The organism is Seminibacterium arietis (assembly GCF_042675725.1).
In the GTDB taxonomy this organism is placed as follows: domain Bacteria; phylum Pseudomonadota; class Gammaproteobacteria; order Enterobacterales; family Pasteurellaceae; genus Seminibacterium; species Seminibacterium arietis.
Genome location: NZ_JBHTJN010000012.1, coordinates 105,459 through 129,069, shown reverse-complemented (window position 1 = coordinate 129,069; position 23,611 = coordinate 105,459). Strand labels below are relative to the sequence as shown.

At 34.8% G+C, this 23,611-nt stretch carries 22 protein-coding genes and 1 tRNA gene; 11 read left to right on the top strand and 12 right to left on the bottom strand.

What is annotated here, in order from left to right; translation table 11 throughout:
• Positions 1–7 precede the first annotated feature (7 nt).
• Positions 8–2,224, top strand: a complete 2,217-nt coding sequence (gene relA / locus ACFQ02_RS07780; RefSeq protein ID WP_380821405.1) for a GTP diphosphokinase — start codon at positions 8–10, stop codon at positions 2,222–2,224.
• 16 nt (positions 2,225–2,240) lie between these two features.
• Positions 2,241–2,597, top strand: a complete 357-nt coding sequence (locus tag ACFQ02_RS07775) for a diacylglycerol kinase (protein ID WP_380821403.1) — start codon at positions 2,241–2,243, stop codon at positions 2,595–2,597.
• A 72-nt stretch (positions 2,598–2,669) separates the two neighbouring features.
• Here ACFQ02_RS07775 and fbaA read toward each other — a convergent pair whose 3' ends face one another.
• The 3 genes from fbaA to ACFQ02_RS07760 all read right to left on the bottom strand — a co-directional run bounded on the left by fbaA (position 2,670) and on the right by ACFQ02_RS07760 (position 5,877).
• Positions 2,670–3,749, bottom strand: a complete 1,080-nt coding sequence (gene fbaA, locus ACFQ02_RS07770; protein ID WP_380821401.1) for a class II fructose-bisphosphate aldolase — start codon at positions 3,747–3,749, stop codon at positions 2,670–2,672.
• A gap of 79 nt (positions 3,750–3,828) precedes the next feature.
• Entirely contained in the window at positions 3,829–5,004 is a 1,176-nt protein-coding gene (locus tag ACFQ02_RS07765; RefSeq protein WP_380821399.1) for a phosphoglycerate kinase, read from the bottom strand.
• 177 nt (positions 5,005–5,181) lie between these two features.
• Positions 5,182–5,877 (bottom strand): ribonuclease T2 family protein, encoded by a 696-nt coding sequence (locus ACFQ02_RS07760; protein WP_380821398.1) that lies wholly within the window; start codon positions 5,875–5,877, stop codon positions 5,182–5,184.
• A gap of 81 nt (positions 5,878–5,958) precedes the next feature.
• Here ACFQ02_RS07760 and ACFQ02_RS07755 point away from each other — a divergent pair, with 81 nt between their 5' ends.
• Positions 5,959–6,219 (top strand): YfhL family 4Fe-4S dicluster ferredoxin, encoded by a 261-nt coding sequence (locus ACFQ02_RS07755; protein ID WP_380821395.1) that lies wholly within the window; start codon positions 5,959–5,961, stop codon positions 6,217–6,219.
• Here ACFQ02_RS07755 and ACFQ02_RS07750 read toward each other — a convergent pair.
• On the bottom strand, positions 6,201–7,268 hold the full coding sequence (locus ACFQ02_RS07750; RefSeq protein ID WP_380821394.1) for a TrmH family RNA methyltransferase: 1,068 nt from the start codon (positions 7,266–7,268) through the stop codon (positions 6,201–6,203). The genes ACFQ02_RS07755 and ACFQ02_RS07750 overlap by 19 nt on opposite strands.
• A 171-nt stretch (positions 7,269–7,439) precedes the next feature.
• On the opposite strand from ACFQ02_RS07750, the gene pssA reads away from it, so the two are divergent.
• On the top strand, positions 7,440–8,807 hold the full coding sequence (gene pssA, locus ACFQ02_RS07745) for a CDP-diacylglycerol--serine O-phosphatidyltransferase (RefSeq protein ID WP_380821595.1): 1,368 nt from the start codon (positions 7,440–7,442) through the stop codon (positions 8,805–8,807).
• A gap of 58 nt (positions 8,808–8,865) precedes the next feature.
• On the opposite strand, the gene tusA is transcribed toward pssA, so the two are convergent.
• Positions 8,866–9,105 carry a sulfurtransferase TusA gene (gene tusA / locus ACFQ02_RS07740; RefSeq protein WP_380821392.1) on the bottom strand — a complete coding sequence of 80 codons (240 nt, stop codon included), beginning with the start codon at positions 9,103–9,105 and terminating at the stop codon, positions 8,866–8,868.
• A 189-nt stretch (positions 9,106–9,294) separates the two neighbouring features.
• Here tusA and ACFQ02_RS07735 point away from each other — a divergent pair, with 189 nt between their 5' ends.
• The 3 genes from ACFQ02_RS07735 to ACFQ02_RS07725 all read left to right on the top strand — a co-directional run bounded on the left by ACFQ02_RS07735 (position 9,295) and on the right by ACFQ02_RS07725 (position 11,526).
• Positions 9,295–10,755 carry a TrkH family potassium uptake protein gene (locus tag ACFQ02_RS07735; protein WP_380821390.1) on the top strand — a complete coding sequence of 487 codons (1,461 nt, stop codon included), beginning with the start codon at positions 9,295–9,297 and terminating at the stop codon, positions 10,753–10,755.
• 3 nt (positions 10,756–10,758) lie between these two features.
• Entirely contained in the window at positions 10,759–11,268 is a 510-nt protein-coding gene (gene hemG, locus ACFQ02_RS07730) for a menaquinone-dependent protoporphyrinogen IX dehydrogenase (protein WP_380821388.1), read from the top strand.
• Positions 11,269–11,449: 181 nt separating this feature from the next.
• Positions 11,450–11,526 (top strand) — tRNA-Ile (locus ACFQ02_RS07725).
• Positions 11,527–11,705: 179 nt separating this feature from the next.
• Here ACFQ02_RS07725 and ACFQ02_RS07720 read toward each other — a convergent pair.
• The 7 genes from ACFQ02_RS07720 to nudE all read right to left on the bottom strand — a co-directional run bounded on the left by ACFQ02_RS07720 (position 11,706) and on the right by nudE (position 19,438).
• Complete coding sequence (locus ACFQ02_RS07720) at positions 11,706–11,990, bottom strand: YfcZ/YiiS family protein (protein WP_380821594.1); 285 nt, start codon at positions 11,988–11,990, stop codon at positions 11,706–11,708.
• 60 nt (positions 11,991–12,050) lie between these two features.
• Positions 12,051–13,505 carry a decarboxylating NADP(+)-dependent phosphogluconate dehydrogenase gene (gene gnd / locus ACFQ02_RS07715; RefSeq protein ID WP_380821386.1) on the bottom strand — a complete coding sequence of 485 codons (1,455 nt, stop codon included), beginning with the start codon at positions 13,503–13,505 and terminating at the stop codon, positions 12,051–12,053.
• A 102-nt stretch (positions 13,506–13,607) separates the two neighbouring features.
• Positions 13,608–14,324: a 6-phosphogluconolactonase gene (pgl, locus tag ACFQ02_RS07710; RefSeq protein WP_380821384.1), complete on the bottom strand. Its 717-nt coding sequence runs from the start codon at positions 14,322–14,324 to the stop codon at positions 13,608–13,610.
• Positions 14,324–15,811, bottom strand: coding sequence for a glucose-6-phosphate dehydrogenase (gene zwf / locus ACFQ02_RS07705; protein WP_380821382.1), 1,488 nt, complete (start codon positions 15,809–15,811; stop codon positions 14,324–14,326). Before zwf ends, pgl begins: the two co-directional genes overlap by 1 nt.
• Positions 15,812–15,877: 66 nt before the next feature.
• Positions 15,878–16,687 carry a 3'(2'),5'-bisphosphate nucleotidase CysQ gene (gene cysQ / locus ACFQ02_RS07700; protein ID WP_380821380.1) on the bottom strand — a complete coding sequence of 270 codons (810 nt, stop codon included), beginning with the start codon at positions 16,685–16,687 and terminating at the stop codon, positions 15,878–15,880.
• Between the two features lie 71 nt (positions 16,688–16,758).
• Positions 16,759–18,783, bottom strand: a complete 2,025-nt coding sequence (locus ACFQ02_RS07695) for an OPT family oligopeptide transporter (protein ID WP_380821378.1) — start codon at positions 18,781–18,783, stop codon at positions 16,759–16,761.
• An 88-nt stretch (positions 18,784–18,871) separates the two neighbouring features.
• Positions 18,872–19,438 (bottom strand): ADP compounds hydrolase NudE, encoded by a 567-nt coding sequence (gene nudE / locus ACFQ02_RS07690; RefSeq protein ID WP_380821376.1) that lies wholly within the window; start codon positions 19,436–19,438, stop codon positions 18,872–18,874.
• Between the two features lie 71 nt (positions 19,439–19,509).
• Between nudE and yrfG the strand changes: the two genes are divergently transcribed.
• From yrfG to pckA, 4 genes are all read left to right on the top strand, one after another.
• Positions 19,510–20,163 (top strand): GMP/IMP nucleotidase, encoded by a 654-nt coding sequence (gene yrfG / locus ACFQ02_RS07685; RefSeq protein WP_380821373.1) that lies wholly within the window; start codon positions 19,510–19,512, stop codon positions 20,161–20,163.
• A gap of 3 nt (positions 20,164–20,166) precedes the next feature.
• Positions 20,167–20,574: a ribosome-associated heat shock protein Hsp15 gene (hslR, locus tag ACFQ02_RS07680; RefSeq protein WP_380821371.1), complete on the top strand. Its 408-nt coding sequence runs from the start codon at positions 20,167–20,169 to the stop codon at positions 20,572–20,574.
• A gap of 58 nt (positions 20,575–20,632) precedes the next feature.
• On the top strand, positions 20,633–21,514 hold the full coding sequence (hslO, locus tag ACFQ02_RS07675; RefSeq protein ID WP_380821369.1) for an Hsp33 family molecular chaperone HslO: 882 nt from the start codon (positions 20,633–20,635) through the stop codon (positions 21,512–21,514).
• Positions 21,515–21,806: 292 nt separating this feature from the next.
• On the top strand, positions 21,807–23,423 hold the full coding sequence (pckA, locus tag ACFQ02_RS07670; protein WP_380821367.1) for a phosphoenolpyruvate carboxykinase (ATP): 1,617 nt from the start codon (positions 21,807–21,809) through the stop codon (positions 23,421–23,423).
• Positions 23,424–23,611: the final 188 nt, after the last annotated feature.

Here is a 23,611-nt window from a genome sequence, read left to right as displayed (position 1 = left end):
AAATATTATGGTTGCTGTACGGGGATCACACTTATTAAATCTGAAAGATTTCGTGATTGAAACATGGTGCGTTGATTTAGGTGTACCACAAAATGTAAAGCAGGCATTGATCACTGCATGGCATTATTCACAACAAAAATTAGCTCAAAATGAAAAAAATAAACACCGTTCTCTCTCAGAAGCTATAGAAATGGTGGAAATTTTACATAGTCTAAATATGGATATAGACACCCTTATTACAGCAATGCTTTATCCTGTTGTAAATTACCATATTGTTAGTTTGGAGACTATAAAAGAGGATTTCGGTGCGAATATTGCAAAACTGGCTAAAGGCGTATTAGAAATGGATAATATTCGTCAACTTAATGCCAGCCATTCTGCCAATACACTACAAGTAGATAATGTTCGTCGTATGCTACTTGCAATGGTCGACGATTTTCGTTGCGTAATCATTAAGTTAGCCGAGCGGATTACTTTCTTACGGGATGCAGAAAATTGTTGCACAGAAGAAGAAAAAGTTTTAGCTGCAAAAGAGTGTTTTAACATCTATGCACCTTTAGCAAACCGTCTTGGTATTGGTCAATTAAAATGGGAATTAGAAGACTATTGTTTCCGCTATTTGCATCCCGAACAATATCATGCGATTGCAAAATTATTAAAAGAGCGTCGTTTAGATCGCGAACAATATATAGCAGATTTTGTGTCAGAATTGACCGCACATTTAAAAGAGAATATTGAGCAAGTTGAAGTTTATGGCCGCCCAAAACATATTTATAGTATTTGGCGTAAGATGCAGAAAAAACATTTAGAATTTAGTGAGTTATATGATGTTAGAGCGGTGCGTGTAATCGTACAAAAATTGCAAGATTGCTATTCTGCATTAGGCATAGTTCATACTCATTTTAAACATTTACCAAAAGAATTTGATGATTATGTTGCGAATCCTAAACCAAACGGTTACCAATCTATTCATACCGTAGTGTTAGGTAAAGGTGGGAAAGCAGTCGAAGTACAAATTCGTACTCAGCAAATGCATGATGATGCTGAACTTGGAGTTGCTGCACATTGGAAATATAAAGAAGGAGTCACAAGTCGCTCAGCTTACGAAGACAAAATTACTTGGTTACGCAAACTATTAGCATGGCAAGATGATATTACTGATTCAGGCGAAATAATGGCAGAATTACGTAGTCAAGTGTTCGATGATCGAGTCTATGTATTCACGCCTAAAGGTGAGGTTATAGATTTACCAACTGGATCAACTCCTCTGGATTTTGCTTATGCTATTCACAGTGAAATAGGACACCGTTGTATTGGTGCGAAAGCTGGTGGTCGAATTGTCCCTTTTACTTATCAACTGCAAATGGGCGATCAAATAGATATTATTACTCAAAAAACGCCTAACCCAAGTCGAGACTGGCTTAATCCAAATTTAGGTTTTACCCACACAGCCAAAGCAAGAGCTAAAATTTCAGCTTGGTTTAAAAAACAAGATCGCGATAAAAATATTCCTGCAGGCAAAGAATTACTAGAAAATGAGATTAACCGCTTAGGCTTAACGCTAAAACAAATTGAACAACATGCTTTACCTCGCTATAACTTAAAGCATCTTGATGATCTCTATGCTGGTATTGGTGGAGGCGATATTCGCTTAAATCAATTAGCTAATTTTCTACAAAGCAAGTTAATTAAAATATCAGCAAAAGAAGTTGATGAAGAAATTTTACGGCATGTTACTAATAAAAGTGCGGTCAATGCACAGCAAAAAAATGAAAAACAAGGCTGTGTTGTAGTTGAAGGTGTTGGTAATTTAATGCACCACATTGCTCGTTGCTGCCAGCCAATTCCTGGCGATGCGATCGTAGGCTATATAACAATGGGACGAGGTATTTCAATTCATCGATGTGATTGCGAACAGTTTTTAGATTTACAGGCTGCTCACCCAGAAAGGGTTGTAGATTCTCGTTGGGGTGATAATTATGCTAATGGTTTTCGTATTGCAATCAGAATTATCGCTGGCGACAGAAATGGATTACTACGGGATATTACCACTGTACTAGCTAACGAAAGAATTAGTGTACTAGGCGTATCCAGTAGAGCAGATACTAAAAAGCAACTAGCAACTATTGATATGGAAATCGAATTGAATAATGTACAAATCTTAAGTAAAATTTTGGCCCGTTTAGCGAAATTAGACGATGTTATAGAAGCTAAGCGCTTATAATTGACAAAGGAATTTTATGCAAAAAACAACTGGATTAACTCATTTGATTAAATCAACTGTCTATTCTCTAAAAGGATTAAAAAGTGCAATAAAATATGAAGTTGCTTTTCGTCACGAATTGCTAGCTGCTTTCATTTTAATACCGTTGGCTTTGTGGCTGGCAAAAAACAAAATAGAAATGTCATTGCTAGTTGGCTCAATATTAATAGTTTTAGTTGTAGAATTATTAAATAGTGCAGTAGAGGCTGTGGTTGATCGAGTTGGTAAAGAATTTCATGAGCTTTCTGGTAGAGCAAAGGACCTTGGTTCAGCAGCAGTGTTTGTTGCTATTGTAAATGCCGTTACTATTTGGATATTTATCTTATTTTTTTAAAATAAAGAAAAACAAAGTTGTTAGCTGAAAACAAAATAACCGCACATTAAAAGTGCGGTTATTATTTTTCAATTATAAAACATCAACACAGTTTAAATCTTGGAAAGACTTTTCTAAACGTTTAGACATTGATTCTTCCGATTTACGCAACCACACGCGTGGATCATAATATTTTTTATTTGGAGCATCAGGTCCTTCTGGATTACCTAACTGCCCTTGTAAATAAGCTTCGTTAGCTTTATAGAAGTTAAGAATACCTTCCCATGCAGCCCACTGAGTATCGGTATCAATGTTCATTTTAATTGCACCATAGCTTATTGCTTCACGAATTTCTTCAGTAGAAGAGCCTGAGCCACCATGGAAAACAAAATCAAGAGCTTTCGGTGGAAGATTACGTTCTTTAGAAACAAACTCTTGTGAATCACCTAAAATTGATGGTTTCAATTTTACATTACCAGGCTTATATACTCCATGTACATTACCAAACGCTGCGGCAATAGTAAAACGATGACTAATTGGGCTTAACTGATCGTAAACATAGAGTACATCTTCAGGCTGAGTATATAGACGAGATTCATCCACATCGGAATTATCCACACCATCTTCTTCACCTCCTGTAATACCAATTTCAATTTCTAAAGTCATGCCCATTTTATCCATACGAGCAAGATATTGACGACATATAGCCATATTTTCTTCCATTGGTTCTTCTGAAAGATCAAGCATATGTGAAGAAAATAGAGGTTTACCTGTTTTAGCAAAATGCTCTTCATTAGCTTCAAGTAAACCATCAATCCAAGGTAATAATTTTTTCGCCGCATGATCAGTGTGCAAAATAACAGGAACACCATATTCTTCGGCTAAAGTATGCACATGTTTAGCTCCCGCTATTGCACCTAAAACATCAGCTCTCGCTCCACTTGCAGGCTTAAGACCTTTACCAGCATAGAATTGCGAGCCACCATTAGAAAATTGAATAATAACAGGTGCTTTCACCCGAGCAGCAGTTTCTAATACAGTATTGACTGAATCGGTTCCTACACAGTTAACTGCTGGAAGTGCAAAATTATTCGCTTTTGCATAAGCAAATATTTTCTGTACATCATCACCTGTAACCACACCTGGTTTAACGATATCAAGTAGTTTTGTCATGCTAGTTTCCTATTGTTTAAAAATAATAGAATAATTTTCATTAATTTGTTAAAAAGGGCGTATAAAACGCCCCATGTAGTTAATTCTTAGCTCTTTTTTCTAAAATTTCAACCGCAGGTAATACTTTTCCTTCAACAAACTCTAAGAAAGCACCACCACCAGTAGAGATATAAGAAATTTTATCTTTAATACCGAACAAATCAATTGCCGCTAATGTATCACCACCGCCTGCAATAGAAAAAGCACCTTTTGCTGTCGCTTCCGCAATTGCGTTAGCAACTATTTCTGTACCTTTTCTGAAATTAGGAAACTCAAATACACCTACTGGACCATTCCATAAAATCGTTTTAGCTTTTAAAATAATTTCTGCTAACTGCTCTGCTGATTTATCACCAATATCAAAAATAGACTCATTCGCCCCTACTTCATTAACTGATTTTTCTGTCGAGATAGCGGCTTCAGAAAATTCTGTACCTACACGAACATCAACTGGAACTGGGATATTAGTCACTTTAGATAAACGTTGAGCTTCTGGAATTAAATCTACTTCGCAAAGAGACTTTCCTACATCATTCCCTTGTGCTGCAATAAATGTGTTAGCAATTCCACCACCAACAATCAATTGATCAGCAATTTTGGAGAGAGAATCTAATACTGTTAATTTAGTAGATACTTTTGAGCCACCTACAATCGCCAACATTGGACGTTGTGGCTCTTTTAAAGCTTTACCTAAAGCTTCTAGCTCAGCTGCTAACAATGGACCAGCACAAGCAACAGGTGCATGCTCTGCCACACCATAAGTCGACGCTTCCGCACGATGAGCCGTACCAAATGCATCCATTACAAAAATATCACAAAGTGCGGCATATTTTTTACCCAATTCAGGAGCATTTTTCTTCTCACCCTTATTTACACGGACATTTTCTAGTACTACGATTTCATCATTTTTTACATCAATGCCATCTAAATAATTTTGCACTAAGCGTACTGGAACACCTAAGCCTGCATTGTTCAAATAATCTACTACAGGTTGTAGTGAATCTTCTGGTTTTAGCTCACCTTCAGTTGGACGACCTAGATGAGATGTCACCATTACTTTAGCTCCCTTTTCAAGAGCTAATTTTAAAGTAGGAATAGTTGCACGAATACGTGCGTCAGAAGTGACTTTACCATCTTTGACTGGTACATTTAGATCGGCACGAATAAAAAGACGTTTTCCTGCCAAATCTAAATCGGTCATTTTAATTACTGACATAATTTGCCTCTTTTATATTAGTTAAAGTGAATAAATTGATAATATTACGTTTCATTATACTCAGTTATTATTAGGTTGTAACTGTTTTAGATCAAATAATCAATTCAATTTTTTTTATAAAATAAATAAATTCATTTTCTTCTTCAATTCGCACTTTTTAGCAAAAAACTACTACGCTTAGTATCCTGTACGACTACGTGGACAATCTATTGGCTGCCAAGTTAAATCATAACAGATAAAAATTTCACTGCGGTTTGTACTAAGATAGACTTGCTCTAGCTGTTTATTATTTTCTTTTAACCAAGAAAATAATTTGTTCTTTGACAATGCATAGCTTGGTAATTTCAAAGTGCGGTATAATTCTCGCTGTTTTTTAAAATAACTTTCAGCATCATCGAAAGCACAAGAACCATGTTTTTCCCACTCTCCTTGTAATAGTGAAGCACTCGGACTTTCCGATAAATATTGTTCTATAATTTTTCGTTCAATCATCGGCAAATCTCCTTGACAAAAACGAGGATGGTCTGCCACCCGACGTGCTAATTTATTTTGTGGCCATAAACCATGAATAATCCAGCCAAATTGCTGCGTTTTACCACATTGTAGTTTTAAAGAATCAGGTAGGTTATCACCATAACGTTTCCGTTGAATTTCACAAAACGCAGGAGACCAAGAGAGTACGAATGTGTAATAGTGAGTTTTTGCTTGTTTATTTTGACCTATCGGGTCATTTTTCATAATGTAGTCATAATCACGATTTACGACTGTCGAAATAGCTTGTTTCTGTTGAAAAAAATAAAACCACCCCGTTAACAAAAACATTAAAAAAAATACTACAAAAATAGATAAATATGTGGTCAGTCGCTTGCTCATATATAATTGCCTTAAATGACTATTTAAATTTTAATCAGTATTCTTTATAATGCCGATTTTTCTATTTGACATGGGGAAGATATGGCACTTTTAATTACCAACAAATGCACAAATTGTGACATGTGTCTTCCTGAATGTCCCAATGATGCTATTACAATTGGTGATAACATCTATGTTATTGATCCTACACTTTGCACTGAATGCGTTGGACATTATGATAGTCCAACCTGTCAAAAAGTTTGTCCAATTAGCAACTGCATAAAACAAGACCCAAATCATATAGAAACTGAAGAACAACTATGGGAACGCTTTGTACTCATTCATCATGCTGATAAATTATAATTTGCTGTTATTTTCGACAGTAAAACACCTGAAGCAACTGCAACATTTATACTTCCTTTTAAAGGATTTTTATGAGACAAATTAATTAGTTCACTATATTTTTCTACCGCACTTTCTACAGGAACTTCACTTAACACTATTACAGATTTTTTAGCTACTTGTAAACTTTCTAATGAACTTGCTTGTTTATTATTAGTCAATCGAACAATTTGATAGTCCATTGATCTTAATTTTTCAATTGCATTAACCGCACTTTCTACTTGAAGTAAATTAACATATTCTACACCACCTTCTGCAACTCTCACTGCTGTAGCTGAATTGAACAGTTCTGGTTCAGAACAAATAATGCCACTCACACCATAAAATGCACAAACACGAATAATACCACCAATATTGTATGGATTTTTCACATTTTCTAATAATACTAAGCAATCTTGTTTACGAGGAATATCCAGATAGCCTTGCAAAGTTAAAGAATGGCGTTTTTTGATCAACATGCAAATTCCACCGTGATGTTCTGTACCACTTACTAATTCGAGTTCTTTATTAGTGACGACATGGTAAACTTTTTTATTAGTGGCTAAATAACTAAATAATTCACCAATCTTATGAGCCATTTCTACTGTTGCCCAAACTCGCACAATGCTTTCAGGGCGTTTTTCAAATAACGATAGACAGCTTGCCTCGCCACAAATTTTCATTTCTTCAGCTCGATTTTTCTTAATTTTTTCAGGTGCTCTAGGTGATAACGGACCTGTTTTCTTTTTTTTCTCAATCTTACCGCCACTTTTTACTATAACTTTAACTTCACCTGTATGACGAGCATTGCTCAAAGTAGTTTGCGAAAAATGATATTCCTTTTTTATATTTTCTTGTTTTCTATATTCTTTTTTCTTTTTAGAAGAATCAGAACTATGTTTTTCAGACCTTAATTTAGCTTGGTTCGCTTTTCTAAAATGCGGTAGATTTTTATCATCTAATTGATTTTGACTAAAACGTGATGAATAATTATGACGAGATGATTGAAAAACAGTTTTTTTTACATTCATGTTGATTACCAATAACTAATTTAAGTTAGAATAAAGTGAAAAATGTTACACATTATAGATAATTTATCAGCATTATAACGAAAAAAAAGCTTTTTACTACCAAGATTAATACTAAATATTGTAAACTAGAGGATTAATTCCCTATAAGTAATAGTAATGATTGAGAACACCATGTCGACAGATAAAACCAAACGGGCTATCCAACATCTTAAGGAATTATCCTACTTACCTTTTACGGCGGAACAGATAGAATTTATTTACGATTCAGCTTCTTTTAAACAGCGGATTATCGAATTAATTAGACAAGCAGAATCTCGCATTTATATAACCGCACTTTATTGGCAAAATGACGAAGCTGGTCAGCAAATTTTAAATGAGATCTATTGTGCTAAACAGAAAAAACCAGCATTAGACGTAAAAATTTTAGTAGATTGGCATCGAGCACAACGTAATTTACTAGGTGCAGAAAAAACCAAAACAAATAGTGATTGGTACAATGATGAACGCCTAAAAAACGAAGATCTAAAATTTGACAGTATGTTTTTTGGCGTTCCTGTGAATACTAGAGAAGTGTTTGGAGTGTTACACATTAAAGGCTTTGTATTTGATAATACAGTATTATACAGCGGTGCAAGCATAAATAATGTATACCTCAATCAACTCAATAAATATCGATATGATCGCTACCACCTAATCAATAACTCTGAACTCGCTGATTCATTGGTAAATTTCATTCAACATCATTTATTAGCTGAAAACGTAGTATTACCATTAGATGTTACAAATCGCCCTAAAACCAAAGAAATTCGCCAATCAATTCGCACGTTTCGCAAAAATTTAGCGACAAAAGGGCAATATAAATTACAAAATACTGTTAGTTTTAAAGAAGAATTAAGCATATCTCCCCTATTCGGTTTGGGTAATAGTCGCAATATATTGAATAGAACAATTAAAGATTTATTTAGAATAGTAGAAAAAAATTTAGTAATTTGTACACCTTATTTCAATTTTCCTCGTTCATTACAATTGGAGATTCAATCTTTATTAAAAAAAGGAAAGCAAATTGAAATTATTGTTGGTGACAAAGTTGCAAATGATTTCTACATTCCTCCTTCACAGCCTTTTAAAATTGCTGGAGCATTACCTTATTTATACGAACATAATTTACGATTATTTAGCCAAAAATTCGAACAATATATTAAAAATGGTCAGTTAATGGTTCGAACTTGGAAAGATGGTGAAAACAGTTATCATTTAAAAGGAATTTGGGTAGATGATACTTACATTTTATTAACAGGAAATAACTTGAATCCAAGGGCATGGTGGCTAGATGCTGAAAATGGTCTGCTTATCTGTGATCCAAAACGAGAATTACTAGCACAATTCCATAAAGAACTTGATTATATTAGACGGCACACTCAAATATTAAAACACTACTCAGAAGTAGAAGATATAAACCAATACCCCTTGCCAGTGCAAAAGTTGTTGAAAAAATTCGCTCGTTTAAAAGCGGACAAATTAGTAAAAATGATTTTGTAGTTATTGTGAATGTTATGCAAAAGTGCGGTAGTTTTTATGGAAATTTTGCTATTGCACTTCACTTACCTTTTCTTACCCAATATTTAAATGGCAGTGTTTCTGTTTCACTTTGTAAAAGCGTATGATCCATAAATTGACAAAATCCTGGTATATCACGAGATGTGGCGGGATCATCTGCAAGAATTAATAAAATTTCCCCTTCTTGCATATTGCGAATAGTTTTACGAACTAACATTACAGGTTCAGGACAACGCAGTCCCAATGTATCAAGCGTATTATAATTTAGAAATTTATCCATAATATAATCAATTTATTACCTAACTTGTGTGTATAATACAACTCAATTGAAATACGGTCAAAATAAACCCGCTATCATGTAGCGTATATCGACGACTAATTGTATTCCTTGTAGGGAATGTTAAACTGTTAAACAAAATTACTATCATGAAAAATTGTACTGTAATTTAGCTAACTAAGAGAGATTTTTGTGCATTTATTATCCATTGTCCGCATTATCGGAATTCTAGTGATGTGCTTTTCAACAACAATGCTAGTTCCTGCATTTGTTGCTCTACTTTATGGTGATGGTGGCGGAAAAGCTTTCATTCAAAGTTTTGTTATTAATTTTATAGTCGGAGCTATACTTTGGTGGTTTTGTCGCACTCAAAGACATGAACTACGCTCAAGAGAAGGATTTTTAATCGTTGTGCTATTCTGGACAGTATTAGGATTGCTCGGTTCAATTCCTTTTATGTTATTTGATATGACTCATTTGAATTTTGCTAATGCTGTTTTTGAATCTTTTTCAGGCTTAACAACCACTGGAGCTACTGTTATGTCTGGATTAGATGCATTACCTAAAGCAATATTATTCTACCGTCAATTTTTACAATTTATCGGCGGCATGGGAATTATTGTATTAGCCGTTGCTATTATTCCATTGTTAGGGATTGGTGGTACACAATTATATCGTGCTGAGTCTTCTGGTCCTCTAAAAGATCAAAAAATGCGTCCTCGTATCGCTGAAATCGCAAAATTATTATGGTTTGCTTATTTACTAACAACTGTTTTATGTGCATTTTCGTACTGGTTAGCTGGAATGGATGCTTTTGATGCTATCGGACATAGTTTTTCAACTGTGTCAAATGGTGGTTTTTCAACTCATGATGCTAGTATGGGATACTTTAATAGTAATGTTATTTACGTTATTACAACAGTTTTTATGTTAATTGCAGGGTGTAATTTTGCATTACATATTTCGGCATTAAGTAACTTAAATCGTGTAGGACTGTGGAAAAACTATTATCGAGATCCTGAATTTCGCTTTTTTTTCTACATGCAACTTATATTTATCGCCATTTTCTCTGTAGGATTATATTTAAGTTACGATTTGACATTAGTTGATTCTTTTGCTCAAGGAGCATTACAACTTTCATCAATGTCAATGACTTCGGGATACACTATTTTCGATATAAATAAACTCCCATCATTTCTAGGTACATTGCTTGTCGTTTCGGCTATTATTGGTGGCTGTGCTGGTTCAACATCTGGAGGATTAAAAGCAATTCGAGTCTTAGTCCTAACATTACAAGCAAATCGAGAATTAGAGCAACTTGTACATCCTAACTTAGTCAAACCAATAAAATTTGGTAAAGATATTTTACCTAGACGAGTTGTTGAAAGTATTTGGGCATTTTTTGTTGTTTTTATCTTCATCTTTTTAGTCTTAGTCATGGCAGTCATTTTATGTGGCATGAATGCTTTCGATGCAGCTGGAGCGGTACTCGCTACACTAACTAACGCAGGTCCTGGACTAGGGTCAATCAGTCTAGGATTTTCTCATGTACCCGATAGTGCAAAATTTGTCTTCGCATTCGCTATGGTCTGTGGACGCTTAGAACTTTTTTCTCTACTTGTATTATTTACTCCTGCTTTTTGGAAAACTTAACTAATGAAAACATTAATTTTATATTCTAGTCGTAATGGACAAACAAAAAAAATTGCTAATTTTATTGGGTCTCAATTAGATCACTCTGTCACGATTGCGGACCTTAGCACAGCACCAGATTTAACAAATTATGACCAAATAATAATCGGTGCCTCAATTCGATTTGGACATTTTCACAAAAGTTTATCTCAATTTGTGCAAAAAAATACCGCACTTCTAAACCAAAAACGCACTGCTTTTTTTAGTGTTAACTTAACAGCTCGAAAATCCAATAAAGACACGCCACAGACTAATGTCTATACCAGAAAATTTTTACAAAAAACGATCTGGAAGCCTACCAATTCTGCTGTATTTGCTGGTGCATTATATTACCCTCGCTATAACTGGTTTGAACGTAGCATGATCCGCTTTATTATGAAAATAACAGGCGGTGAAACAGATATTAGTAAAGAAATAGAATACACTGATTGGGAAAAAGTTAAAGATTTCACTAACACACTTAAATATAAGTAACATGCTGTCAATATTACTTTAAAACAGTAAATACTATTGTTGCAGTTATGATCAATAATGTTTTTATACTCAAATACAATTATTTTTGGGTTGAAATTTTTATTTCTGCCTAAATTTCAAGCGGATAGCATATTAGTTATAGACTTTATCTTTATATTTAACTATAATTCTCAAACTTCAAGCCCCCTTAGCTCAGTTGGTCAGAGCAGGCGACTCATAATCGCTTGGTCACTGGTTCAAGTCCGGTAGGGGGCACCAAATTAAATTTTCCAGCTTTATTTTCATGCTTATTCCCTCCTCTTATGCACTCTAGTTCATTTAATTATATTTTATTTGGCAACTATAAATACTTACGTGAGCCAAAAGCGAATTAAAAGGAAGTTAGCACAAAGAATCATACCTGTGATATTCAAATCAATCAGGTATGATGAAATAAATTAGCGTAATCCTAATTCAAAAATTAACGTTTCTGCCTGACAGCAAAAAGTAAAACTAGCCTTAAGTGTAAATTTATTTTCACTTTGGCTAATACTCGAATCAATTTCACACGGCTCACTAGCAATATCTTTCGCTTTTTGAGTAAGTTGCTCTAAAGCACGTTGTGCTTCTTGCTCTGTTGCGTAATTTTTCTCTACTACAGCAGTGCAATTACTATTATCAATTACTGTGCCTACATCAAAAGTATTACAGCCGACACATTCAACGGGTTGATCTTTTTTCATTATGTTATCCTCGCTACAATAAGAAAGTGCGGTAGGAATAACCGCACTTTTCATTATTATTTACACATCATAGGTCGTTGAAGCAGCATTACCACCACGACCTGTCCAGTTAGTGTGGAAAAATTCACCACGTGGTCTATCAACACGCTCATAAGTGTGTGCCCCAAAATAGTCACGCTGTGCTTGTAACAAATTAGCTGGCAATTTCTCAGAAGTATAACCATCTAAGAAAGTAATCGCTGATGCCATACAAGGCATAGGGATACCAATTTCAATAGATTTTGCAACTACTTTACGCCAATCTGCTAGTGCATTTTGCAAAATATTTTTGAAATATGGATCAGCACCTAAAAACACTAAGTCAGGATTATTCTCATAAGCATCTCGAATATTACCTAAGAAACGACTTCGAATAATACATCCTTCACGCCATAAAAGTGCGGTTGCTCCATAGTCAATATTCCAATCAAAGTTTTCTGAAGCCTCCCGAATCAACATGAAACCTTGTGCATATGAAATAATTTTCGATGCTAACAAAGCTTGGCGAACAGCTTCGATCCACTGTTTTTTATCTCCATCAACTTTAGCGATAGTTTTATTAAACAATTTTGATGCTTGAATACGTTGATCTTTAAATGAAGAAACACAACGTGCAAATACAGATTCAGTAATCAGTGTTAACGGAATACCAAAATCAAGAGCATTAATACCAGTCCATTTTCCAGTGCCTTTTTGCCCAGCTGTATCTAAAATATTCTCTACTAGAGGTTTATTATCAGTATCTTTGTAACCAAGAATATCTGCTGTAATATCAATTAAATAGCTATCAAGTTCAGTTTTTTTCCAATCACTGAATATTTGTTGCATTTCATCATAACTCAAACCTAAGCCATCTTTCATAAATTGATAAGCTTCACAAATTAACTGCATATCTCCATATTCAATACCATTGTGAACCATCTTAACAAAATGCCCCGCACCTTCTTTCCCAACCCAGTCACAGCAAGGTTCACCTTTATCTGTTTTGGCTGAGATAGCTTGCAAGATTGGTTTAACATACTGCCATGCTTCTTCATTACCACCTGGCATAATAGAAGGTCCATGTCTCGCACCTTCCTCACCACCTGAAACTCCAGCACCTACAAAACGAATTCCTTTATCAGCTAAAGCTTTTACACGACGATTGGTATCTGGGTAATTTGAATTCCCACCATCAATGATAATATCGCCTTGCTCCAAGTGCGGTAACAATGACTCAATAAATTGATCTACTACCTCACCAGCTCGCACCATCAACATCACTTTACGTGGTTTTTCTAATTTTGAAACAAGATCTTCAATAGAATATGCTCCAATAATATCAGTGCCTTTTGCTGAACCTTGTAAAAACTCATCAACTTTAGAAGTAGTGCGATTATAAGCAACTACTTTAAAACCATGATCATTCATATTTAAAATCAGATTTTGCCCCATTACAGCTAAACCGATTACACCAATATCACCTTTTTTTGTCATGTTAACTCCACTAAGTGTTTAATTTTATTAATTAATTTTCAACAATCATTGTATTGAAATAAAACTTCTATTCAGCAATAGGATCGTTTAATAGCTATTTTCCTAAAAAGTTGAATTTATCTCTAATAAATTAGCAGCATCTTTATCCAAAAACCACTCTGTTATACCTTCTTTAGACTGAATTTTAGCGGCGGGATAAGGTAAATTTTCTGCAGATTCAGTGTAAATTTCTTTCAAAATTTCTGCTTTTCCCGCTCCAGTAACTAAATACGTAATACGTTTGGATTGCTCAATTAAATGAGCCGTTTTGGAAATACGAAGTTGCCCACTATCGGGGTGTGCTGCAATTACGGCTAAATTGTTATCGTTAAAATTTGTTTGATAAGGAAATAATGAAGCTGTATGCCCATCTGTTCCCATTCCCAAAATAATCCAATCAAAAACTTGATTCGGTACAACTTTCCTTATTTCTCGCTCAAAGCGTTGTAATTCTAATTCAACAGGCTGCTCACCACGAATGCGATGAATATTTTGTGAAGGAATCTTGATATGATCAAACAGAAGCTTTTTTACTTCCCCATAGTTGCTCTCAGGATTTTCTGGCTCAACCATTCGCTCGTCCCCCCACCAAAAGTGCAAATTTTCCCAATGCACTTCTGTTTTAAATGGTGAGGTTGCTAAAGTTTTAAACAATAGCTTGGGGGTGCTACCGCCTGAAAGCGAAATATGCACAGGTCGATTTTGCAAACTATACTCTACAAACTCTTTTGCAATTTTCTGTACCGCACTTTCAGCATCATTAAATATAAGGCAATTCATTATTTCTTTCCTCTCGAACCTGATGGCTTACGCCACACACGCCCTGTTTTTGCTATCAATTTATCCGCTTCAGTAGGTCCCCAACTACCTGCTTCATATTCATAAACTCGTCCTTGGGAGGCTTTGTAATTTAAAATAGGTTGAACAAATTTCCAACAAGCGTGTACTGCATCCGTACGAGCAAATAATGTTGCATCACCTTTCATCGCGTCCAACAACAAACGCTCATAAGCAGTTAACAAACTAGATGTAGCTAAATCAGAATAACAAAAATCCATTGACACTTCTTTAGCTTCAAACCCCGCACCTGGTTTTTTTAAACCAAAACGAGTTGAAATGCCTTCATCGGGTTGAATACGAATAATCAATTTATTTTCAGGAGCATTTTGACTAAATACAGGATGAGGAGTTGTTTTAAAATGAATAACTACTTCAGTAACACGAGTAGCTAAGCGTTTACCTGTGCGAATATAGAAAGGCACACCAGCCCAACGCCAGTTATCAATTTCACAACGCAATGCCATATAAGTTTCAGTATTAGAATCTGCAGGCACACCCTCTTCTTGAATATAACTTTTTACACGTTCTCCATTAATTTCTGCACTAGTATATTGCCCCAAAACTAAATTATTTTTCACATCATCATTACTGAGAGGATGTAAGCAATATAGTACTTTTGCTACTTCATCACGCATAGAATCGGCATTAATAATAGCTGGAGGTTCCATCGCAACCATCGCTAACACTTGCAATAAATGATTTTGGAACATATCTCGCATAGCACCAGAACCATCGTAATAACCACCTCGTTGTTCAACGCCTATTTCTTCTGCTCCTGTGATTTCTACATAATCAATATAATTACGATTCCATAGCGGCTCAAAAAAGCCATTAGAAAAGCGTAAAACAAGTAAATTCTGTACAGTTTCTTTACCTAAATAGTGATCTATTCGATAAATTTGGTGTTCTTCAAAAAAACGATGAATTTGTACATCAAGCGATTCTGCTGTTTTAATATCATAACCAAAAGGTTTCTCTACAATAATACGCTTCCAGCCCTGTTCCTCAGTATTTAATCCATGAGCTGCTAAACACTCTGGGATAACTCCATACAAGCTGGGAGGCGTTGACATATAGTATAACGTGTTACCATTCGTACAGTATTTATCATGTAGTTCATCTAAACGAGGTACTAATTTTCCGTAATCTTTCGCATCACGAGTATTAATCGCTTGATAATATAAATGACTACAAAAATCCTCTAAAATTTGACCTGAGGCTTTTTCATTTTTAATCAATGCATCTCGCATTTTTTGACGAAAATCTGCATCAGCTAATTCAGTTCTAGCCACGCCTAAAACTGAAAAATGCTCTGTTAAGCGACCAATTTTATATAAATTATATAGAGCAGGAATTAATTTGCGATAAGTTAAATCACCCGAAGCTCCGAAAATCACGATACAATTATTTTCTGTGTTTGCATTCATAGTTTGCTATTCCGAAGTATAAAGAATTAAATAATATGCTTAAATAATAAAAATTGCTAATAGTTATCATAAATTAAATTGAAAGATTTTACGCCAGTCCAATTGTGAATAACCAACCATCACAAAATCAGGATTAATTAATGAGTTTCGTTGATTGTAAGTTAATGGCTGAAAATGAGAATCAAAAATACCGCCTCCTATTTCAGTTAAAATAATTTCTGCGGCAGCGGTATCCCATTCCCCAGTTTCACCTATTCGTACATAGCAATCAACAACACCTTCTGCTACTAAACAACCTTTCAAACCACTAGCCCCACAGATATGAAAATCATACGAGTAATTTGGATTTAAAATTAACCGCACTTTATGTTCAGCTTTAGTTGAACCTACTGCAATACGAATCGGACGCTCAAAATCAATAAAGTGCGGTGACAATTTGATTAGTTTTAGATTACTTTGCTTATATGAACCCTGTCCTTGTATAGCATAATAAGTAAGTTGTTGAATTGGACAATGAATAATGCCCAAAACGGGACGATGATCTTGAATTAATGAGATCATCACTGCAAATTGTCCTGTTCGATTAATAAATTGTTGTGTACCATCTAAAGGATCTATCAGCCAATAAGTTTTCCAACCCTCCCTCTCTTTCAGTGAAATATAGCTACTCTCTTCTGATAAAATTGGAATTTTTGGAGTAAGATTACTTAATTTTTGTATTAAAAATTGGCTAATAAATAAATCAGCTTCAGTAACAGGAGTATTATCTAATTTTTTTCGTATCTGTAGCTTTCTAGCATAAAAGTGATTTAAATACTCACCCGCTTGCTCAGCTATTTTCAGCACAGATAGTAGAAAATTTGGTTTTAATAACACAGCAATTCCTAAAGAATAGTTACAATTTATTATACAAAGGAAAAATGCGAGATTAATCCGCACTTTTACAATCAATCAGATTTTGCTCGTAAAACACGTAATGCAAAAATCCCTATACCAACAACAAAAATAAATAGTCCAAGTATTTCAGCAATATTATCCCAGTTTTGTAAATTTAATGCTAAAGGAGCGTCAGAGCCACCAGATGTCACAGAAGCTGCAATAATAAATGCTAAAACAACACCAATTAAACTTTCACCGACAATTAAACCAGCCGCAAACAGCGTGCCATTACGTTCAGCTTTCGCCTTAATTTCAGTGCTATTTTTTCCGTTATTTTTTGCAAAAGAATTAAGATGACGATTAATTAGCCATGCTAATATTGCACCAATTACAATAGGAATATTCACCGATGGCGGTAAATAAATTCCCATGCCAACTGCTAGTGCAGGTAAAGCAAAACGATTTTTACTCACTTTTTTCAAAATTAAATCAAAACAAATTAATATTAAACTCAATCCAATGCCCATGAAAATATAGTTCCACTCTAAATTTTCAGAAAAAATCCCTTTTGCAATCGTTGTCATCAACGTTGCTTGTGGAGCAGAAAGAGCTTGTGAAGCATCCATATCAGGACGAGGCATCGCACCGCTAAAACCGTAAGCATGATATAAAATCTCTAATACTGGAGCAATAACTAACGCACCAACAATACAACCGATAATCAAGGCTACTTGTTGTCGCCAAGGAGTTGCCTTAATCAAAAAGCCTGTCTTTAAATCCTGTAAGTTATCATTTGAAATTGCTGCTGTACTCACCACAATAGAACCAGAAAAAATAGTAAGTGCAGTTAAAAACTGCTGACCTTCAGCACCATCTACTAAACCTGTTACTTTTCCGACAACCATGAGAGTAAGTGAAATTACGACAACAGAAATAATACCAATACCTGAAATTGGACTAGAAGATGAACCAACTAATCCAGCCATATAACCACAGGCAGCAGCAACAAAAAAGCCAATAAATACAGAAAGTAGAGTACAGACTGTAATAAGCAATACCGCTGTAGTGGAAGAAATTGGCGCTTGTTCAACAAAATTATACAGAGCTAAAGCAATCATTAAAACAGACGCTATTACAATGTAAATCATCGTTTTGGGGGATAAATCCAATTCTGTTTTGTCTGTGCTACGATAAGATGGATCTTTCAAGGTTCGAAAAGATTGTGCCATACCTTGTAAAAGAGATTTCATTAATATTAATAGTGTCCAAATAGCCGCGGTACCAATAGTGCCAACCCCAATAAATCTTACTTTCGTTTTCCAAATTTCTATTGCATAGCTTGCGATGTCCGCATCAATAGGCATAGAGAATGTTGCCGTAAAATAAGGTACCGCAACTCCCCAAGTAAGAAAAATCCCAAGTAAAATAGCTAAACCACCTAGAATGCCAACTAAATATCCTGCTCCTAGTAGAGCAAGAGAAAATCCTATTGGAATTTGAAATACAGCAGAACCACCTTTCAACCACAAACTTGCACTATCAGCAACTACACGCAATCCATTAGTCAAAAAACTCACTATCGCAGCGATAATACCACCTACCGCAATTTCCTTAATTCCACTTTCACTACTTTTACCTTTTTGATGACTACCTGCCTTTAAGATCTCTGCAGCCGCAACACCTTCAGGATAAGGAAGATCAGTTCTCACTACCATGACATTACGTAATGGAATTGTAAACACTACACCTAAAATCCCTCCAGCGGTACAAATAAGTAATGTTTGTAAGAATGGAAAATGTTGCCAATATCCCATCATTAATAAACCAGGAATCACAAAAATAACTGAAGACAATGTTCCTGCTGATGAAGCCTGCGTCTGTACCATATTATTTTCTAAGATATTTGAATTAGAAAACATTTTTAGCACAGCCATTGAAATAACGGCAGCAGGAATAGAAGAAGCAAATGTTAATCCTACTTTTAACCCCAGATAAACATTCGAAGCGGTAAATACAACTGTGATTAATGCGCCTAGCAACATTCCTCTAAATGTAAGCTCTGGTAGAGTTGGTACTAAAATAGATTTTTGCATAAATATACCTATGACTATTTATAATTTAGTCTAATTTTACACCAGTTTTGGTACAAGAGGTAAAAGTAATTTAGAGTTTAAGCAAAATTTATACCTTCATATTATCTACACTATTAGTCAAATAATCTCTTAAACAATAAAGTGCGGTTAAATTACGAGCCTCATTAAAATTAGGTTGTTTAAGCAGTTCATCAATTTTCTCTAAAGGAAATTTAACTAATTGTAATGGCTCAGGCTCATCTCCTTCTAATTTGCAAGAATAAAAATCCCTAGCAATAAAAATGTGCATAGGATTATTCATATAAGATGGTGAACTAATTACTGTACGCAAATGAATAAATGATTTTGCTCCTAATCCAATTTCTTCTTTTAATTCTCTATTTGCACTCTGCTCTGGTGTTTCACCAAGATCCATTAATCCTTTTGGAAAGCCAAGCTCATAATTTTCTGTACCTACTGCATACTCTCTAATCATAAGCAAATTTTCGCCATCAATTGGTAAAATCATCACAGCATCACGACTATTAGGATTAATCCGTTCATAAGTTCGCTGTTGACCATTAGAAAACTCTAATTGCACAGCTTCAATTTCAAAAATACGAGTTTTGACAAGTTTCGAAATAGATAAAATTTTTGGTTTTTTCAATGCTTGCATAAATGACCTCTTTTACAAATTAACCGAATAACGATAACATAAAGTGAAGAGTACGAGAATGGAAAAATAAAATGAAAATAAATTGGCAACAAGTAGATACTGTTATTTTAGATTTAGACGGTACTTTGATTGATCTTTATTTTGACCATCATTTTTGGCGAAACACCGTACCAGAGGCTTATGCAAAAAAATACAATTTGCATATTGACTCTTGTCGCATAAAATTAAAACAGCAATACGATGCTATAGAACATAGCATGGATTGGTATAGTATTGATTTTTGGGCAAAAAAGTTTGATTTACCTTTACGTAAATTACTTCAAGAGCAGGGTTCAATGACAAAAGTGCGGTCAGATGTACCATACTTTTTACAACAACTACGCAATATGGGCAAGACTCTTATCTTACTAACCGATAGCCACCCTTTTAGTTTAAAAGTAAAAATGGATAATTGTGATTTAGCCACATATTTTGATCTATTACTTTCGTCTCATGATTTTAACGCCCCTAAAATAGAGCAAACATTATGGCATAATCTTCAAAAACGACATGATTTTGATCCTCTTCGTACTTGTTTTATTGACGACACGGAAAAAGTTCTCGATAGTGCGAAATTATTTGGTATTGCTTATACTGTTGGAGTAGAAAACCCCGACAGTACAACGAATGATAAACTATTTGAACGGCATTTTGGGGTGAAAAACTACCGCACTTTAATAGAGTAATATATGACTAAGCAACAAAAAAACGACCAAAAAAATGAAGGTGTGCGTTTAGACAAGTGGTTATGGGCCGCACGTTTTTATAAAACTCGTAGTCTTGCAAAAGAAATGATAGATGGAGGTAAGGTACATTATAATCATCAACGCACTAAACCTAATAAACAAGTTGAAGTGGGAGCAATGATTAAATTACGACAAGGTAATGATGAAAAAGAAGTAGAAGTAACCGCACTTTCCGATCAGCGAAGAGGTGCTGCTCAAGCTCAATTACTTTACCGAGAAACTGAAAAAAGCATTGAAAACCGTGAAAGGATGGCAATAGCTAGAAAAAATAATGCTCTCTCTATGCCACATCCTGATCGTCGTCCAACTAAGAAAGAACGACGAGATTTAATCAAATTTAAGCATCAATAATAAGCTATAATAAGTTAAATTACTTAAAATTTAATTTCTCTAAAAAATAGGATACTAAATGACAAATTTACAACAAAATGACGCTGATAACGATAAACTTTATCGCTTTTTATTTAAAGATTATTCAGTGCGTGGTGAGTGGGTGCGTTTAAATCAAACTTTTATTGACACTTTAAATACTCACCATTATCCCAAACCAGTACAAAAATTACTTGGCGAAATGATGGTGGCAACTAATTTATTAACTGCAACGTTGAAATTTGAAGGTAGCATCACATTACAAATTCAAGGTGAAGGTGCATTAAAATTAGCATTAATCAACGCTACTAATGAACAAAAAATTCGTGGATTAGCTCGTTTGCAAGGTGAAATTAATGAACAAATGAGCTTGCATCAAATGATCTGCGAAGGAGTATTAGTAATTACTATCTCTCCAACTCAAGGTGAACGTTACCAAGGGGTGATTGCATTAGACAAACCAACATTAGCTGAATGTCTTGAAGATTATTTTATTCGTTCAGAACAATTGCGAACTCAACTTATTATTCGAAGTGGCGAATTTGAAAACCAGCCCGTTGCTGCAGGAATGTTACTTCAGATTATGCCCGATAGTTCAAATTCTGATACAGATTTTGAACATTTAACAACTTTAACCGCTACTGTGAAAAACGAAGAGCTATTTGCTTTAACAGCAGAAGAGTTGCTTTATCGTTTATATCATGAGGAAACAGTAGAAATTTATCCACCTCAATCTGTTGAATTTAATTGTGGTTGCTCACAAGAACGATCAGGTGCAGCATTATTATTGCTTTCAGATGAAGAAATCGACCAAATTTTAGCTGAACACAATAATAGTGTTGATATGCAGTGTGAATGTTGTGGTACTCATTATGTGTTCAATAAACAAAGTATTCAACGTTTAAAGGAGAATGCTGAGTAAGCTACTAAAAGTGCGGTAATATTACCGCACTTTTTACAAATAAATAAGTTGCCTCACAATATGACTAAAACAGCAATCATATCCATCTGATTCAACTCAAAAACCTTCACTTTATACTTAACCAACCAAAACTATGTAATGTGGATTCAAATTATTGAACACGGCTGTATTTATTTCAAATAATTTTTTATATTTTTTCAAATTTGCGATCAAGGTAACAGTTTTTTTTTTTAATTTTAAATAAAATAGTTGGCAACTTTTTTAAATATTAATTTTTATTGAGGAAATTATTATGACTGATGTTAACAAACTTATTATCGAACTTGATAATTTAGGCATTAAAAATGTCAAAGAGATAGTTTACAACCCTAGCTATGAGTTCCTTTTTGAAGAAGAAACTAAGCCCGATTTAGAAGGATTTGAAAAAGGAGTTGTCACTACTTCAGGTGCTGTTGCTGTAGATACAGGAATTTTTACTGGTCGTTCACCAAAGGATAAATATATCGTATTAGATGAAAAGACTAAAGATACTGTATGGTGGACTAGCGAAGCAGCTAAAAACGATAATAAGCCGATGAATCAAGAAACTTGGAAAAGCTTGAAAGGCTTAGTTACTCATCAACTTTCTAACAAACGCCTTTTTGTTGTGGATGCTTTCTGTGGGGCAAATCCTGATACTCGTTTAGCAGTACGTATTATTACTGAAGTGGCATGGCAAGCTCATTTTGTGAAAAATATGTTTATTCGCCCATCTGTAGAAGAATTAGAAAACTTTAAGCCTGATTTTGTAGTAATGAACGGTTCAAAAGTAACTAATCCAAATTGGAAAGAGCAAGGCTTAAATTCCGAAAACTTTGTTGCTTTTAATATTACTGAAGGCGTGCAGTTAATTGGTGGTACATGGTATGGCGGCGAGATGAAAAAAGGCATGTTCTCAATGATGAACTACTTCCTACCGCTAAAAGGTATCGCTTCAATGCACTGTTCTGCTAACGTAGGAGAGAAAGGTGATGTAGCAGTATTCTTTGGATTATCAGGTACAGGAAAAACTACACTTTCTACTGATCCAAAACGTCAATTAATCGGTGACGATGAACATGGTTGGGATGATGACGGTGTATTCAACTACGAAGGTGGTTGTTATGCAAAAACAATCAAACTTTCAGAAGAAAATGAACCTGACATCTATCGTGCAATTAAACGTGATGCTCTATTAGAAAACGTAGTCGTACGTGCAGATAAAAGTGTAGATTTCGATGATGGTTCAAAAACAGAAAACACTCGAGTATCTTATCCAATTTACCATATTGAAAACATCGTTAAGCCAGTTTCTAAAGCTGGTCATGCAAAAAAAGTGATTTTCTTAACCGCAGATGCTTTTGGTGTATTACCGCCAGTATCTAAATTAACACCTGAGCAAACTAAATATTATTTCTTATCTGGTTTCACTGCAAAATTAGCGGGGACAGAGCGTGGTGTGACTGAACCAACACCAACATTCTCAGCTTGCTTTGGTGCAGCATTCTTATCTCTTCACCCAACACAATATGCAAAAGTATTGGTGAAACGCATGGAAGCTGTGGGAGCGGAAGCTTATTTAGTTAATACAGGCTGGAACGGTACAGGTAAACGGATTTCAATTAAAGATACTCGTGGAATCATTGATGCAATTTTAGATGGCTCTATTGATAAAGCTGAAATGTCTAAATTACCAATTTTTGACTTATCTGTGCCAAAAGCTTTGCCAAATGTTGATCCTGCAATTTTAGATCCTCGTGATACTTACGAAGATAAGGCTCAATGGCAAACTAAAGCGGAAGATTTAGCTAATCGTTTTGTGAAGAACTTTGAAAAATACGCAACTAACGAAGAAGGAAAAGCGTTGATCGCTGCTGGTCCAAAAGCATAGAGAGTCCACTGACAGTAGCCCACAGCTTGCTGTGGGAGCTGGTAGGAATTCCCGACCTTTAGGCAGGGAAGGATGTCAAAAAGCTAGAATGACTAAAATAAGAACTGATTTTTGTTCAAAAATCAGTTCTTAAATTATTTCCTAATAATAAAATTAAAGCAAAAAGTGCGGTACTCTTTATAAATTTT

Coding starts and splice junctions, on each gene's coding strand:
- relA (WP_380821405.1), top strand. CDS start 8: ATGGTTGCTGTACGGGGATCACACTTATTAAATCTGAAAGATTTCGTG.
- ACFQ02_RS07775 (WP_380821403.1), top strand. CDS start 2,241: ATGCAAAAAACAACTGGATTAACTCATTTGATTAAATCAACTGTCTAT.
- fbaA (WP_380821401.1), bottom strand. CDS start 3,749: ATGACAAAACTACTTGATATCGTTAAACCAGGTGTGGTTACAGGTGAT.
- ACFQ02_RS07765 (WP_380821399.1), bottom strand. CDS start 5,004: ATGTCAGTAATTAAAATGACCGATTTAGATTTGGCAGGAAAACGTCTT.
- ACFQ02_RS07760 (WP_380821398.1), bottom strand. CDS start 5,877: ATGAGCAAGCGACTGACCACATATTTATCTATTTTTGTAGTATTTTTT.
- ACFQ02_RS07755 (WP_380821395.1), top strand. CDS start 5,959: ATGGCACTTTTAATTACCAACAAATGCACAAATTGTGACATGTGTCTT.
- ACFQ02_RS07750 (WP_380821394.1), bottom strand. CDS start 7,268: ATGAATGTAAAAAAAACTGTTTTTCAATCATCTCGTCATAATTATTCA.
- pssA (WP_380821595.1), top strand. CDS start 7,440: ATGTCGACAGATAAAACCAAACGGGCTATCCAACATCTTAAGGAATTA.
- tusA (WP_380821392.1), bottom strand. CDS start 9,105: ATGGATAAATTTCTAAATTATAATACGCTTGATACATTGGGACTGCGT.
- hemG (WP_380821388.1), top strand. CDS start 10,759: ATGAAAACATTAATTTTATATTCTAGTCGTAATGGACAAACAAAAAAA.
- ACFQ02_RS07720 (WP_380821594.1), bottom strand. CDS start 11,990: ATGAAAAAAGATCAACCCGTTGAATGTGTCGGCTGTAATACTTTTGAT.
- gnd (WP_380821386.1), bottom strand. CDS start 13,505: ATGACAAAAAAAGGTGATATTGGTGTAATCGGTTTAGCTGTAATGGGG.
- pgl (WP_380821384.1), bottom strand. CDS start 14,324: ATGAATTGCCTTATATTTAATGATGCTGAAAGTGCGGTACAGAAAATT.
- zwf (WP_380821382.1), bottom strand. CDS start 15,811: ATGAATGCAAACACAGAAAATAATTGTATCGTGATTTTCGGAGCTTCG.
- ACFQ02_RS07695 (WP_380821378.1), bottom strand. CDS start 18,783: ATGCAAAAATCTATTTTAGTACCAACTCTACCAGAGCTTACATTTAGA.
- nudE (WP_380821376.1), bottom strand. CDS start 19,438: ATGCAAGCATTGAAAAAACCAAAAATTTTATCTATTTCGAAACTTGTC.
- yrfG (WP_380821373.1), top strand. CDS start 19,510: ATGAAAATAAATTGGCAACAAGTAGATACTGTTATTTTAGATTTAGAC.
- hslR (WP_380821371.1), top strand. CDS start 20,167: ATGACTAAGCAACAAAAAAACGACCAAAAAAATGAAGGTGTGCGTTTA.
- hslO (WP_380821369.1), top strand. CDS start 20,633: ATGACAAATTTACAACAAAATGACGCTGATAACGATAAACTTTATCGC.
- pckA (WP_380821367.1), top strand. CDS start 21,807: ATGACTGATGTTAACAAACTTATTATCGAACTTGATAATTTAGGCATT.